General features: G+C 73.6%; 17 protein-coding genes. 10 read left to right on the top strand and 7 right to left on the bottom strand.

What is annotated here, in order from left to right:
- Genes O7607_RS11115 through O7607_RS11135 form a run of 5 tightly spaced genes read right to left on the bottom strand, consistent with a single transcriptional unit; the run spans position 1 to position 4,040 of the window.
- Positions 1–1,347 carry a sensor histidine kinase gene (locus O7607_RS11115; protein WP_269702944.1) on the bottom strand — a complete coding sequence of 449 codons (1,347 nt, stop codon included), beginning with the start codon at positions 1,345–1,347 and terminating at the stop codon, positions 1–3.
- Positions 1,344–2,357, bottom strand: coding sequence for a SpoIIE family protein phosphatase (locus O7607_RS11120; RefSeq protein WP_269702946.1), 1,014 nt, complete (start codon positions 2,355–2,357; stop codon positions 1,344–1,346). Before O7607_RS11120 ends, O7607_RS11115 begins: the two co-directional genes overlap by 4 nt.
- The gene (locus tag O7607_RS11125) at positions 2,354–2,773 is read right to left on the bottom strand and encodes an ATP-binding protein (RefSeq protein ID WP_121684395.1); all 420 of its coding nucleotides are present in this window, start codon (positions 2,771–2,773) and stop codon (positions 2,354–2,356) included. Before O7607_RS11125 ends, O7607_RS11120 begins: the two co-directional genes overlap by 4 nt.
- Complete coding sequence (locus O7607_RS11130) at positions 2,770–3,180, bottom strand: STAS domain-containing protein (RefSeq protein ID WP_194802097.1); 411 nt, start codon at positions 3,178–3,180, stop codon at positions 2,770–2,772. Before O7607_RS11130 ends, O7607_RS11125 begins: the two co-directional genes overlap by 4 nt.
- Positions 3,180–4,040, bottom strand: a complete 861-nt coding sequence (locus O7607_RS11135) for an STAS domain-containing protein (protein ID WP_269702949.1) — start codon at positions 4,038–4,040, stop codon at positions 3,180–3,182. The genes O7607_RS11130 and O7607_RS11135 overlap by 1 nt, the downstream gene beginning before the upstream one ends.
- Before the next feature lie 159 nt (positions 4,041–4,199).
- On the opposite strand from O7607_RS11135, the gene O7607_RS11140 reads away from it, so the two are divergent.
- Positions 4,200–4,556 carry an STAS domain-containing protein gene (locus O7607_RS11140; protein WP_018789120.1) on the top strand — a complete coding sequence of 119 codons (357 nt, stop codon included), beginning with the start codon at positions 4,200–4,202 and terminating at the stop codon, positions 4,554–4,556.
- Between the two features lie 10 nt (positions 4,557–4,566).
- On the opposite strand, the gene O7607_RS11145 is transcribed toward O7607_RS11140, so the two are convergent.
- Complete coding sequence (locus tag O7607_RS11145) at positions 4,567–5,835, bottom strand: MFS transporter (RefSeq protein WP_269702951.1); 1,269 nt, start codon at positions 5,833–5,835, stop codon at positions 4,567–4,569.
- Between the two features lie 49 nt (positions 5,836–5,884).
- Between O7607_RS11145 and O7607_RS11150 the strand changes: the two genes are divergently transcribed.
- The 4 genes from O7607_RS11150 (at position 5,885) to O7607_RS11165 (ending at position 7,799) form a co-directional block, all read left to right on the top strand.
- Positions 5,885–6,568, top strand: a complete 684-nt coding sequence (locus O7607_RS11150) for a FadR/GntR family transcriptional regulator (RefSeq protein WP_269702953.1) — start codon at positions 5,885–5,887, stop codon at positions 6,566–6,568.
- Positions 6,569–6,608: 40 nt separating this feature from the next.
- Complete coding sequence (gene mscL, locus O7607_RS11155) at positions 6,609–7,079, top strand: large conductance mechanosensitive channel protein MscL (RefSeq protein ID WP_187690944.1); 471 nt, start codon at positions 6,609–6,611, stop codon at positions 7,077–7,079.
- Positions 7,080–7,155: 76 nt separating this feature from the next.
- On the top strand, positions 7,156–7,404 hold the full coding sequence (locus O7607_RS11160; RefSeq protein WP_026268772.1) for a hypothetical protein: 249 nt from the start codon (positions 7,156–7,158) through the stop codon (positions 7,402–7,404).
- A gap of 29 nt (positions 7,405–7,433) precedes the next feature.
- Entirely contained in the window at positions 7,434–7,799 is a 366-nt protein-coding gene (locus tag O7607_RS11165) for a hypothetical protein (RefSeq protein WP_269702955.1), read from the top strand.
- Positions 7,800–7,803: 4 nt separating this feature from the next.
- Here the strand turns inward: O7607_RS11165 and O7607_RS11170 are convergent, their stop codons facing one another.
- Positions 7,804–9,015, bottom strand: coding sequence for a benzoate/H(+) symporter BenE family transporter (locus tag O7607_RS11170; protein ID WP_269702957.1), 1,212 nt, complete (start codon positions 9,013–9,015; stop codon positions 7,804–7,806).
- Between the two features lie 59 nt (positions 9,016–9,074).
- Here O7607_RS11170 and O7607_RS11175 point away from each other — a divergent pair, with 59 nt between their 5' ends.
- The 5 genes from O7607_RS11175 to O7607_RS11195 all read left to right on the top strand — a co-directional run bounded on the left by O7607_RS11175 (position 9,075) and on the right by O7607_RS11195 (position 13,761).
- A complete protein-coding gene (locus tag O7607_RS11175) occupies positions 9,075–9,638 on the top strand; it encodes an XRE family transcriptional regulator (protein ID WP_269702959.1) in 564 nt (187 codons plus the stop codon).
- A gap of 93 nt (positions 9,639–9,731) precedes the next feature.
- Complete coding sequence (locus O7607_RS11180; RefSeq protein ID WP_269702961.1) at positions 9,732–10,451, top strand: PP2C family protein-serine/threonine phosphatase; 720 nt, start codon at positions 9,732–9,734, stop codon at positions 10,449–10,451.
- Between the two features lie 52 nt (positions 10,452–10,503).
- A complete protein-coding gene (locus tag O7607_RS11185) occupies positions 10,504–11,703 on the top strand; it encodes a GNAT family N-acetyltransferase (RefSeq protein WP_269702963.1) in 1,200 nt (399 codons plus the stop codon).
- Between the two features lie 39 nt (positions 11,704–11,742).
- The gene (locus O7607_RS11190) at positions 11,743–12,492 is read left to right on the top strand and encodes a ZIP family metal transporter (protein ID WP_269702965.1); all 750 of its coding nucleotides are present in this window, start codon (positions 11,743–11,745) and stop codon (positions 12,490–12,492) included.
- A 114-nt stretch (positions 12,493–12,606) separates the two neighbouring features.
- The gene (locus O7607_RS11195) at positions 12,607–13,761 is read left to right on the top strand and encodes a hypothetical protein (RefSeq protein ID WP_269706943.1); all 1,155 of its coding nucleotides are present in this window, start codon (positions 12,607–12,609) and stop codon (positions 13,759–13,761) included.
- The last annotated feature ends 92 nt before the right edge of the window (positions 13,762–13,853 follow it).

Below are 13,853 nucleotides of genomic sequence, written 5' to 3' on the forward strand. Positions count from 1 at the left end.
TCACGCTCCGCCCGCGGGGAGGACCACTGTGAACGTGCTGCCCCGGCCGGGTTCGCTGGTCAGCTCCAGCGTCCCGCCGAGCAGCGTGATCAGCCGGCGCGCGTACGGCAGGCCGAGCCCGGTGCCACCGACCCGGGTCGTGCCGGGCACCTGGTAGAACTCCTCGAAGACCCGTTCGTGCAGCTCCGGCGGGATGCCCACGCCGGTGTCGGTGACCGACAGCGTCCACTGCTCGCCCCGGTACTCGGCGCGCAGGCGCACCTCGCCTCGCTCGGTGAACTTCAACCCGTTGTGCAGCAGGTTGCGCAGCACCTGGGCGAGCAGTACCTCGTCCGAGCGCACGGTGGCCGGCGACGGCGGTTCCTCGACCACCAACTCCACCTCCGGACGGGAGGCGAGGGCCCGCAGCGTGCCGCGCAACTGCCCGAAGACGGCGCGCAGGTCGACCTCGGACCAGTCCGGCTCGATCCGGCCCGACTCCGCCTTGGCCAGGTCGAGCAGCTCGTTGACCAGCCCCAGCAGGTCGCCCGCTGAGGAGCGGATCAGCCCCACCTGGCGGGCCTGCTCACCGGTGAGCGGGTCGGAGGCGGAGTCGGCCAGCAGCCGGGCCAGGCCGATGATCGCGGTGACCGGGGCGCGCAGCTCGTGGCTGACGTTCGCCAGGAACCGGCTCTTCGACTCGCTCGCGGCCCGCAGCTGGGCGGACTTCTCGTCCAGCTCGGCGTAGAGCGCCACCACGCCGCGGTTGGTCTCCTCCAGCTCCTCGGTGAGCTGGTTGTAGAGCGCCATCACGCCCCGGTTGGTCTCCTGGAGTTCGGAGTTGAGCACCGCCAGCTCGTCGCGCTGACTGCGTACCTCGTCGAGGGCGCCGATGAGCTGCGCGTTCTGGGCGGCCAGCTCGTCCAGCGCGGAACCCGGGGCGCGCTCGGCCAGCTCGGCACGAAGCTCGGCGGCGCGCTCCGCCGTCAGCTCCCCGGCATGGTCGGGCACTCGTCGGGACATCCTGACGACCGTATCGCCCTCGACGGCCACGACCCGCAACGTGTCCACCAGACGCGCGACGGCACCGGACTGCGGCTCGTACCGTCCACCGGGCAGCGGACGCAGCGGCGACAGGTCCACCTGCAGGACCCGGCGGCCCACGCCGTCGCGGTCGAGGGCGAACGTCACGTCCGCGCCGTCGACCCCGTGCAGCAGCTCCCGCGCCACCTCGCTCAGTGCGGTGGCGATGCGTACCTGGTCCTGGTGTTCCAGCCCGACCGCCGCGGCCACCTCCCGGCCGCGCTGCCGGACCAGGAAGATGTCCTGCTCCACCCGGAGTGCGAGATGCAGGAGGGGTTCGGTCATGCCACCCCCCGGGCCACCAGGACGCAGGCGTCGTCGCGACGGACACCCGCGTCACGCAGCAGGGTCGCGGCGGCCAGCAGGGGGGTGCGGCCGGCGAGCCCGGGATAGTCGTCCAGATCCCAGCGATCCACCACCCCGTCACTGTGCATGACCAGGGTGGCGTCGCGCGAGAAGGGGTAGTCGTACCCGCGGATCGTCGGACGCTGGTGCCCGGCGATGCCCGGCAGCGAGACCAGCCCGCGCCGCCGCTCGCCCGGCGCCACGATCATCGCGGCGATGTTGCCCAGCCCGGCGTAGCGGAGCAGCCCGGCGACGGGATCCGGTTCGGCCACCGCGAGTGCGGCGCCCCGGGTGTGCGACATGGCGCCGTGCAGGTGCCGCACCACGACATCCGGCGGACCGTCCGGCGCCGAGCGGAACGCGGACACGGCGGCGCCGGTGGCGGCGGCGGCCAGAGGCCCGTGGCCCAGCCCGTCGGAGACGAGCACCTGCCGCCGTCCGTCGACTTCGCGGACCGCGTACCCGTCGCCGCTGCTCTGCTCGCCGGTGATGGGCCGGGCCAGCCCGGCCGCCCATTCCGGCTCCGGCGGCGTGGTGTCCCAGACCTGGACGACCAGGACCGTGCCCCGGCCCGGCAACGAGTAGCCGTCGAACCGGCTCGACTGCCGGGCGATCGCGCCGAGCCCGATGCCGAGCGTGCCGGCGGTGGAGTGGCCGTCGACCGAGGAGAGCGTCAGGTCGGCCATGCCGGGGCCGGAGTCGATCGCCACCAGCTCCACCCCGGCGTACTCGCCCCGGCGCGCCGGACGCATCAGCAGCGTGCCCTCGCGGGCGTGCTTGACCAGGTTGCTGGTGAGCTCGGCGGTGACGATGGCCAGGTCCGCGACGCGCGGCGCGCTCAGTTCGAGCTGACGGCCGAGGCGCTCGGCCGCCCGGCGTACGCTGCCGGCTGTCGCGCCGGTGTCGACCCGGAACCAGATGCCGTGGTCGGGTACCACGTCGGCGGTCATCGGGACCACTTGGTGACGGTGATCCGCGTCCCCTCGCCGACAGCCGTGCGGATGTCGAAGTCGTCGACGAGCCGGCGGGCGCCGCTCAGTCCCAGGCCCAGCCCGCCGCCGGTGGTGTACCCGTCGGTGAGCGCCAGGTCGAGGTCGGGGATGCCCGGGCCCTCGTCGGCGAAGACGATCCGCACGCCACGCCGGCGGCCGTCGGACACGGTGCTCACCTCGGCGCTGCCCCCGCCGCCGTAGATCAGCGTGTTGCGGGCCAGCTCGCTGGCGGCGGTGACGAGCTTCGTCTGGTCGACGAGGGAGAGCCGGACCGCGACGGCTGTGGTACGCACCAACTGCCGGACCCGCACCACGTCCTCGTCGCTGCGGATCGCCTGGGTCGCCGGCACACCCAGGTCGACGCCCGTGGTCATGCCGTCGCCGTCGTCTCGGTGTCCTCGTCGTCGGCCGCCTCGTCCCAGTCGTCGGCGCGGCTGGCCGCGATCAGCTCCATGCCGCGCTCGACGTTCAGCGCGGTACGGATGCCGTTGAGCGACAATCCCAGCTCGACCAGGGTGATGGCGACGGCCGGACGCATGCCGACCACCACCGTCTCGGCGTCCAGCACCTTCGAGATGGACGCGATGGTGGACAGCATCCGGCCGACGAAGGAGTCGACGATGTCCAGCGCCGTGATGTCGATGATCACGCCGTGGCAGCCGGTGGCGACGATCCGCTCGGCCAGGTCCTCCTGCAGCTGGATGGCCGTCTGGTCGGACATGTCGACCTGGATGGAGACCAGCAGGATGTCGCCGATCTTGAGGATCGGCACGCGTTCCATCAGGACTCCCGCCGCGGGCGGCGAGCGGTGGTCTCGACCCCGGTCAGGCGCAGCACGTGGCGCAGCGCGTCGGCGAGGCTCGCCTTGGTGGCGATGTCACCGAACTCGATGCCGAGGGCGACGATCGTCTGGGCGATCTGCGGGCGGATGCCGGAGATGATGCAGTCGGCGCCCATCAGCCGGGCGGCCACCACGGTCTTGAGGATGTGCTGCGCGACCTGCGTGTCCACCGCCGGTACGCCGGTGATGTCGATGATCGCGTACGGCGAACCGGTGTCGACGAGCGTCTGCAGCAGCCGCTCCATCACCACCTGGGCGCGGGCCGAGTCCAGCGTCCCGACCAGCGGGACGGCGACCACGCCCTCCCAGAGCTTGACCACCGGGGTGGACAGCTCCAGCAGCTGCTCCGCCTGGTCGGCGATCAGACTCTCCCGGGCCCGGACGAACGTCTCGAAGGTGAACAGACCCATCTGGTCGACGAGCGCGGAGAAGGCGACGAAGTCGCGCAGGGTGTCGTCACCCTTCTCCTCCTCCATCAGCTCCAGCAGCGCGTCCTTGAACGCGAACACGCTGATCGCGGTCTCGGTGGCGGAGAATCCCTGGCGGGCCCGGTTGGTGGACAGCTCGGACAGCACCGCCCGCAGCTCACCGCCGTGCTCGTCGGCCAGATCGGCGACGCCCTGACTGCCGGCGTCGACAAGCGCGCGGTGCAGTTCCTGGACCTGCCGGGCCAGCTCGGCACGGCTCAGGCGACCGCGCAGCGAACTCGCGACGATCTCCGTCCAGCGGTTGGTCAACCGGTCCGCGTGCTGACTGAGCAGGTGGGCGAGCCGGCCACCCTGTTCGGCACTCAACGCCATGCTGACCTCCCTGATTTGGACGGGCGGACTCTATCACCGGGGCCTGACGCGGTACTTGTCGCGGAGCAAAGAATGATCGACCGCATCCGTGACCGCTCCCGTTCTGCGCGGCGCGCCCGTCGTGGGATACCGTTTCCACCGAACACAGGAGGTCGACGAATGTCCTTGACGGTGCACACGGAACAGCGCGGCGACGTGGTCGTCGTGTCGGTCGCGGGCGAGCTGGACATGGCCACGGCACCGCAGCTGCAGGACCAGATCACGGATCTGCTGGACAAGGGGCGCAGCCGCCTGGTCTTCGACCTGGCCGAGGTGTCGTTCTGCGACTCCACCGGCCTGTCGGTGTTCGTCCGGGCGAAGAACAACTGTGACGAGGCCGGCGGCGTGGTCCGGCTGGCCGCCCCGCAGCGCGGCGTGCTGCGCATCCTCGAGGTCAGCGGCCTGGTCGAGGTGCTGCACACGTACCCGACGGTCGAGCAGGCCGTCGCGGGCGACCCCACCCCGGCCTCCTCCTGACCGGTCCCGCTCAACGCTCGTCCTCGATGTAGCGGGGACGAGCGATCACCATGCCCGCCGCCGTCTGCACGGCGAGCGCCACCAGCAGGAAACCGATCGGGGCGGTCCAGCCACCGGTCGCCTCGTAGAGGATGCCCACCAGCAGCGGTCCGAGTGCGGCGATCACGTAGCCCGTGCTCTGCGCGAACGCGGACAGCGCCACGGTGCCCTCGGCGGTCCGGGCCCGCAGCCCGATCGTGGTCAGGATGAGCGGGAACGCGCCCTGGCCGAGCGCCAGCAGCAGCACCCACAGCGGCGCCAGGCCGTGCGGGGCCAGCGCCAGACCGGTGTACGCGGCGGCGGAGAAGACGGTCAGCGACAGCACCAGTGGCCGGAGCGTGGCCAGCCGGCCGGCCAGCGTCGGCATCATCAGCGCCACCGGCACGCCCAGCGCGGTCACGCCGGCGAGCAGCAGCCCGGCCGCCTCCGGCCGGTAGCCGGCGTCCCGGAAGAGCTGGGCCAGCCAGCCCATGATCGCGTACCCGCTGAGCGACTGCGCCCCGAAGTACACCGCCATGGCCCAGCCGAGCCGGGTCCGGGCCGGCTGCACCCGGGCCGGGGCGGCGACGGCCACCGCCGGGGGCGCGTTCCGTCGCGCGGCGCGGGCCCGCAGCGCCAGCGGCACCCACGGGAGTACGGCCAGCGCGGCCAGCCCGGCCCAGATGCCGAGTCCGGCCCGCCAGGAGCCGAACGCGTGCGCCACCGGCACGGCGGCCGCGGCGGCCACCGTCGTGCCCACCGTCAGGGCCATCGTGTACGCCCCGGTGACGAGTCCGGTGCGGTGCGGGAAGTGCTGCTTGACGAGCATCGGCAGCAGGATGTTCGCCACCGCGATGCCGGCGAGCGCGAGCGCGCTGGTGAGCACGAAGACCGCGGCCGAGCCGGTGAGCGCGCGCAGCACCTGCCCGACGGTGAGCGCCAGCATCGCCAGCACCAGCACCCGGGGCGCGGCCCAGCGGCGGACCAGCCAGGGGGTGAGCGCGCCCAGCCCGGCGAACGCGATGGTGGGCAGCGTGGTGACCAGACCGGCCATCGCGCCGGAGAGGCCCAGCCCGACCCGGATCTCGTCGAGCAGCGCGCCGAGGCTGGTCACCGCGGCCCGCAGGTTCAGCGCGACGAGCAGCATCCCGGCGAGCACCAGCAGACCGCCCCGGACCGGGCCGACGGCAGGGGCGGGACCCGCCGCGGGGGTGACGCCCGGTGCGGGCACTGTCGCGGCGGGCGCAGGTGGCGGAGTCATGACCTCGAACCTACAATCATGGGATGAATTTCGGCACGAGGTGTAACCGGTGACACCCGCCCGGGATTCCGTCGCCGCGCCTCCGCGCGGTCACCGGGTCCGGCAGACGATCGAGCAGCTCCGGGAACGGATCCTCGGCGGCGAGTGGCCGGTGGGCGGGCGCATCCCCACCGAGCCCCAACTGGTCGCCGCGCTCGGCGTGGGGCGGAACACGGTCCGCGAGGCGGTCCGGGCGCTCGCGCACGCCGGGGTGCTGGAGTGCCGGCAGGGCTCCGGCACCTACGTGGTGTCGACCGACGAGCTGGCACCCGTGGTGGCCCGCCGGCTCACCGACGACCGGATGACCGAGGTGATCGAGGTCCGGCGCGCGTTCGAGGTGGAGGCCGCCCGGCTCGCCGCGTTGAGGCGTACCCCCGAGGACCTGGCGGCGCTCGACGGCGCGCTCGCGGCCCGCGAGGCCGCGTGGCGCGGCGGCCGGGTGGACGAGTTCGTCGAGGCGGACGCCGCGCTGCACACGGCCGTGGTGGCCGCCGCGCACAACGCCATGCTCGCCGAGCTGTACGCCTCGGTCGGCGCCGCGCTGCGCAGCACCGTGGCCCAGGCGATGGGCGAGGCGCTGACCCCGGAGCGGTACGTGGATCACGGCCGGCTGGTTGCGGCGATCCGGGCCGGCGACCCGCAGCGGGCGGCGATCGAGGCCGGTGCTTTTCTCGAAGGGCCCGCCGGGGCATAGGTTGTCCCCGACGCAGACTCATCAGGGCACGGGAGTACGGATGCTCAAGGGCTTCAAAGACTTCATCATGCGCGGCAACGTCGTCGACCTGGCGGTCGGTGTCGTCATCGGCGCGGCTTTCACAGGCGTGGTGACCCAGCTCACCAAGTCGTTCCTGGAACCGCTGGTACGCGTGTTCATCGCGCTGATCACCGGCAGCAAGGACGGCCTCAGCGGCTCCACCCCGAAGTTCCGGGGCATCCCGTTCGACTGGGTGGCCTTCGTCAACGCGGCGATCACGTTCGTGCTCACCGCGGCGGCGCTGTACTTCCTGGTCGTCTACCCGATGAACAAGCTCGCCGAGCGCCGCAAGCGCGGCGAGGAGCCGCCGCCGTCGGCCCCGAGCGAGGAGGTCAAGCTGCTCACCGAGATCCGCGACGCGCTGCTCGCCGGCAACCACGGCACGCCCGGCCAGCGCAGCGCCCTGGACGACGTGCTCGGCCGCCGGCAGGAGCCGCCCGCGCCGCGCTGACGCATAGCCGATCGGCCCTCGCGGGAATCCCGCGGGGGCCGACGTCTATCGAACACATGTTCGATAGAGTCCGGGCATGGAGCAGCGCAGGCACTGGTGGAACGGGAAATGGGGACGGCTCGCCCGGCGTGACGTCTTCCTCCGGGTGGACGGCGACCGCTGGCACGTGGAGCAGCGGGCCGGCGGCGCCGAGGGGGTCTCCCGGTTCTACGAGCACGCCAGCGTCGAGGAGGCCGAGGAGACGGTCCGGGCGCTGCTGGACGGCACCGACACCTGGCGCGAGTTGTCCCCCCGCCCACCGGGCGGCTGGGCGCCCTCCGTTTAGCGCCCGCACGCCCCGGGAACCGCTTCTGCATGAGCCAGCAGCAGGACACCGTCTCCCGGGTCACCACCGGCATGCGGGTGGTCGACTCCGCAGGCGTCGAGGTGGGCACCGTCGATCTCGTGCAGCGCGGCGACCCGGCCGCGGTGACCGTGCAGGCGCCCGCCCCTGTCGACCCGGGCAGCAGCCTCGACGAGCTGATCGAGTCGGCGGCGGCCGAGGAGCCGGACGTACCGGCCGACCTGGCCGCCCGGCTGCTGCGCGACGGCTACCTCAAGGTCTCCACCGAGCTGGTCCGCACCGGCGCGGTCTACGTGCCGGCCGACCGGATCGCCGCGGTGAACGACGGCGCGGTACGTCTCACCGTCCCGGCCGCGGAGCTGCCCGCCGAGGAGTGACGGGTCACCCGGTCCGGCCGGAAAGCGACGGGGCGGATTCGGTCCGGGGCGGCTCGACCGGCGGGGGCGCGGCCCGGCGGCGGAACAGCAGCAGCATCAGCCAGCCCGCTACCAGTCCCCAGAACGCGCCGCCCACCCCGAGCAGGCTCACCCCGGAGGCGGTGACCACGAACGTCACCACCGCCGCCTCCCGCGCGTCCGGCTGGGCGACCGCCGCGGTGACCGCTCCGGCGAGCGCGCCGAGCAGGGCGAGCCCGGCGACGGCCTCGACCAGCACCGGCGGGGAGAGCAGCACCAGGGCGGTGGCCACGCCGGCGCCCAGGCCGAGCAGGGCCAGGCCGATCCCGGCGGTGACCGAGGCGATCCAGCGCCGCTCCGGGTCCGGGTGGGCGTCCGGGCCGGCGGCCAGCGCGGCGGTGATCGCGGCAAGGTTGACCGCGTGCCCGCCCGCCGGGGCGCCGAGCGCGGTGGCGAGGCCTGTCACCCGCAGCGCCGAGCCCAGCGGAGCGCGGTAGCCGTACCCGGCGAGCACCGCGGTGCCGGGCACGTTCTGGGCGGCCATGGTGACCAGGAACAGCGGCAGCGCGAGCCCGACGACGGCGGGCAGCGTCCAGGCCGGGGCGGTGAGCGCGACGACCGGTGCGGCGTCCAGCCGGGCCGGGCCGGTGGTGGTGAGCGCGATCGCGACGACCGCCACGGCGAGCGCGCCGGGTACCGCCCAGCGGCGGGCGAACCGGTGCAGCAGCAGCCAGACCAGCACCACCGGCCCGGCGAGCCGGGGCACCTCGACGAGGGCGCGTACCGGAGCCGTGCACAGCGGCAGCAGCACCCCGGCGAGCATGGCGGAGGCGATCGGGGCGGGGATCGCGGCGACCGCGCGGCCGAGCGCGGGGATCAGCCCGGCCGCGATGATCAGCAGCCCGGCGATCAGGAAGGCGCCGACCGCGGCGGGCCAGCCGCCGGGGACCGGCCCGGTGGCCACGAGCAGCGCCGCGCCCGGCGTGGACCAGGCGATGGCGAGCGGCAGCCGGTGCCGCAGGCCGAGCCATACCGCGCAGGCGCCGCTGGCGACGCAGAGCGCGAGCAGGCCGGAGGCGGCCTGGTCGGGGTTGGCGCCGACCGCGCGCAGCCCGGCCAGGACGACTGTGAACGAGCTGGCGAAGCCGACCAGGGCGGTCACCACGCCGGCCAGGACGGGTTGGAGCCGACCCCCCATTGCTCTCCTCCTCCGACCGTTCCGTTTACGGAACGGCATGGTGTAGCACGATAACCCCCATGACAGCCGCCGCACCAGCCGACGACCGGGCTGCCCAGGAGGTGGGCCGGCGCATCCGCTCACTCCGTACCGAGCGGGGGATCTCCCTGTCCGAGCTGGCCCGCCTCGCGGGCGTCGGCAAGGCCACGCTCTCCGGCCTGGAGAACGGCGTGCGCAACCCCCGGCTGGAAACCCTGTACGCGATCACCGCGCAGCTCGGCGTACCGCTGACCGCCGTGCTCTCCGCGCCCGGCGAGGCGCCGACCGTACGCGGGGCAGCGGTCGGCGCCACGCTGCTGGAGGTGTTCGACGACCGGGAGGCGACCTACGAGCTGTACCGGATGCGGGTCGCGCCGGGGCCGGCGCAGCTCTCCCCCGCCCACTCCACCGGCGTGACCGAACACGTGACGGTCTTCTCCGGCGTGCTCCGCGCCGGCCCGGCCGACGCCCCGCTGACCGCCGGTCCCGATGGCTACCTGCGGTGGACCTCGGACGTGCCGCACACCTACGCGGCGGTGGGCGGGGAGGAGGTCCACGCGAGCCTCCTGTTGCGTTATCCTCGTCCGTCCACACCGGACAGTTGACGCATACCCAGGATGCAAGCGGATGACATTTCTTTCAGCAGACCCGCGAGCGCGTGCAGACGCGGAGCCGTTCTTCTTGGCAAGCTTGTCGTCATGACGCTCATCCTCCGCTCGGCCATCCTCAACGACGTCGGCCTCGTCCGGACCAACAACGAGGACTCCGCCCTCGCCGGTGACCGCCTCGTGGCGGTGGCCGACGGCATGGGCGGGCTCCCCGCCGGCGAGGTGGCCAGCGAGATCGTCATCCGGATCCTGGACGAGCTGACGCCGCCCACCGGCGCCGACGAGGCGGCCGACGCGCTGCGCGCCGTCGTCAGCACCGCGAACCAGCGCATCCGCGCCGCCATCACCGTCGACCCGGCCCGCGACGGCATGGGTACGACGCTCACCGCCGGCCTGCTCGCCGGGGACACCCTGGTCCTGGCCCAGGTCGGCGACTCCCGCTGCTACCTGCTGCGCGACCACGAGCTGACCCAGCTCACCCGCGACGACACGTTCGTCCAGGCGCTCGTCGACCAGGGCGCGCTCTCCCGCGACCAGGCCCGGCACCACCCGCAGCGCTCCCTCGTCACCCGCGCGGTGCAGGGCTCCGACGCCCCGCCCGCGGTCGGGGCGCTCACCGTCTTCCCCGGCGACCGGCTGCTGCTGTGCAGCGACGGCCTCTCCGACTACGTGGAGGACGCCGCCATCGCCGCCGCGCTCGCCACCTACGGGGACCGCCAGCAGTGCGGCGAACAACTGGTGAAACTGGCCCACCAGGCCGGCGCGCCGGACAACGTGACGGTGGTCATCTCGGACGTCACCGAGGCGTGAGCGAGCGCCCTTTCCGGTTGCGGACCGCGCCCGGTGCGGTTGGGATGAACGGATGCACATCCGCCGGCTGGCCGCCGATGAACGACTGACCACCAGCTTCCCGCTCCAGGCGTACGCGTTCGAGGCCTCGCCGATGGTCGCCTCCCGGACCGACCAGTTCCGCGCGTACCTGCCGTACAACGCCGGGAACACGACGCTGGTGGCCGAGGAGGACGGGGTCACCGCGGCGGCCGTGTCGGCGATACCGATGCGGCAGAACCTGCGTGGCGCGGTGCTGCCGATGGCCGGTGTCGCGGGCGTGGCCACCCATCCGCTGGCCCGTCGGCGCGGCCACGTCCGCGCGCTCATGCAGCAGCTCCTCGACGGCGTACGCGACGAGGGACACCAGCTCACCGCGCTGCACCCGTTCCGCGCCTCGTTCTACGAGCGCTTCGGCTACATCGGGTTGCCCCGGCGGCGTACCGCGATCTTCAACCCGGCGGACCTGGCGCCGCTGCTGCGGGCCGAACTGCCCGACGAGCTGGTCTGGGAGCGGATCGGCGCGGGGTATCCGCGGTGGCGCGCGTACACCGAGCGGTGCCTGCGCGAACGCCACGGCTTCGCGGTCTTCCCGGACTTCCGGGCGGTCGGGCTGCGCGACCGCGACGACCGCTGGCTGCTCAGCGTGGTGCGCGGCGGCGAGACGGTCGGCGCTGTGACCTACCGCATCGACGACCACGCCGGCACGCTGTTCGCCGACGACCTGCTGGTCGACGACGCGTACGCCCGCGCGTCGGTGCTCCAGTTCTTCGCCCGGCACGTCGACCAGGTGGCCCGGATCAGCGTCCAGGTGACCCCCGACGAGCTGCCCGAGCTGTGGCTCACCGACCTCGACGTGCAGGTGGAGGCGCGGATCGCCCGGCCCGACCCGACCGCGCCGATGGCCCGGCTGCTCAGCCTGGACGCGCTCGCCGACCAGCCCGTCGGGGTCGGCCGGGTGCTGGTCGAGCTGGTCGGTGACCGGTGGCTCGCCGGCCGCCACCTGCTCGACGGCACCACCGGCAAGCTCGCGGTGCTGCCCGCGCAGACCGCCGCCGAGGGCACCGTGCCGACCGCGCGGCTCACCGCCGCCGGGCTGTCCGCCCTGGCGTACGGGGTGCTCGACCCGGCCGAGGTGGTCGTACGCGGACTGGGCGAGGTGCCGGTGGACGCGGCCGGTGAGCTGCGCCGCCTCTTCCCGCGCGAGCTGCCGCACCTGTTCGCCGACTTCTGACCCGGTTGACGGCGCGGCGCCGGGGGTAGGGTCCAGCGCGTGCCGGAGTGGCTGGAAGCGGGATTCTGGGGCCTGCTCGCCGGGTCGGCCCTGCTGATCGGGGCGGCCGTCGGGTTCTTCGCGCGCGTACCGCGCCGGGTGACCGCCTCGGTGATGGCGTTCGGGGCGGGCGTGCTGCTGTCCGCCGTCTCGTTCGAGCTGATCGACGAGGCGCACGAGCAGGGCGGCCTGCTGCCGGTGGCGATCGGCGCGGCGGCGGGCGCGCTGCTGTACACCGGGGCGAACGTGCTCCTGGCCCGGCACGGCGCGCGGCACCGCAAGCGTTCCGGCGACGAGCAGCCCTCCGAGCGGGAACAGCCCGGCTCGGGTACGGCGATCGCGGTCGGGGCGCTGCTCGACGGCGTACCCGAATCGGTGGTGATCGGCGCGAGCCTGCTCGCCGGCGGCCCGGTCAGCCTGGTCACCGTCATCGCGGTGTTCCTCAGCAACGTGCCGGAAGGGCTCTCCAGCGCGGCCGGCATGCGGCAGGCCGGCCGGACCCGGCGCTACGTGTTCGGGCTGTGGACGGCCATCGCGTTGGTCTCCGGCGCGGCGTCGCTGGCCGGGTACACGCTGCTCGGCGGCGCGCCGCCCGAGGTGCTGGCGACGATCACCGCGCTCGCCGCCGGTGCGATCCTGGCGATGATCACCGACACCATGGTCCCGGAGGCGTTCGCAGACGCGCACCTGCTGGTCGGGCTGATCACCGTACTCGGCTTCCTGGTGGCGTTCGCGCTCTCGCACGCCTGACCGGCGCGGTCGCCGCGTTGCTCCTGCGCTGCCGGCTTCGGCTTAGCGGCGGGTTAAGGATCGCCTGTGGAGTCGTGCCGGGGCGGCCGGTCCTCCTAGCATCGGGCGGTGCGCGTGAAGTCCGCTGTCACCCTGCTCGCCCTCGCCCTGACGACGGCGACGCTCCCCGCCTGCGGCGGCGACGATCCGGCCCCCGCTTCCGCCCCGGCCGCCTCCGGCGCTGCCCCGGCGGCCTCCGGTGCTGCCCCGGCGGCCTCCCCGAGCGGACGGGCCGGTCTCGGCAGCGCCCGGCCGAGCCCCGGCGCGGCCACCGTCACGTTCCGCGCCGGCAACCCGGACGGCCGGGCCGCCGTACCGGCCGAGGCGCGGGCGGTGGACACCTCGCGCCCGACCCGTACCGTCGGCAGCGGCACCCCGGCGAGCTGCACCTCGGAGGCGGTGGTGAAGGCCGTCGCGGCCGGCGGTGTCATCACCTTCGACTGCGGCCCCGCGCCGGTCACCATCACCATGAAGGCCACCGCGAAGGTGGTGAACTCGCACGGCCCGCGCGTCGTGCTGGACGGCGGCGGCACTGTCACGCTGAGCGGTGGCGGCAAACGCCGGATCCTCTACATGAACACCTGCGACGAGGCGCAGGGCTGGACCACCTCGCACTGCCAGAACCAGGACCACCCGCGGCTCACCGTGCAGAACCTGACGTTCGCCGACGGCGACTCCACCGGCGACCGGACCGAGGGCGGCGGAGGCGGCGCGATCTTCGTACGCGGTGGGCGGTTCGCCGTGATCAACTCGCGGTTCGTCGACAACCGCTGCGACCGTACCGGCCCGGACCTCGGGGGCGCCGCGCTGCGCGTGCTCAGCCAGTTCGAGAACAAACCGGTGTACGTGGTGAGCAGCACCTTCACCGGCGGTGTGTGCGCGAACGGCGGGGCGCTGAGCAGCATCGGCGTCTCCTGGACCGTGCTGAACAGCGTCTTCCGCGACAACCGCGCGGTCGGTACGGGCGCGAACCCGGCCCGGGGCGGCACGCCGGGTGGCGGCAGCGGCGGCGCGATCTACTGCGACGGCAACGAGTTCGCGGTGCGGATCGCCGGCACGGTGATCGAGGGCAACAGCGCGAACGAGGGCGGTGGCGCGATCTTCTTCGTCAGCAACAACCGCACCGGCACCCTGAAGATCGACAGCAGCACCCTGTCTCGTAACCCCAGCCGCGGCTTCGAGACAAAGGGCCACCCCGGCATCTTCTTCCTGGGCGCCCAAATCTCCTGACCCGTCCCGCCCTGCCCTGCCCTGCCTGCCCCGCCCTTGCCCTGCCCGCCGTGCCCCGTCGATCATGAGGTTGGCGGTCCCCTCGTCGGCAT

Origin of the sequence: Micromonospora sp. WMMA1949, from assembly GCF_027460145.1 — a bacterium.
GTDB lineage: Bacteria > Actinomycetota > Actinomycetes > Mycobacteriales > Micromonosporaceae > Micromonospora.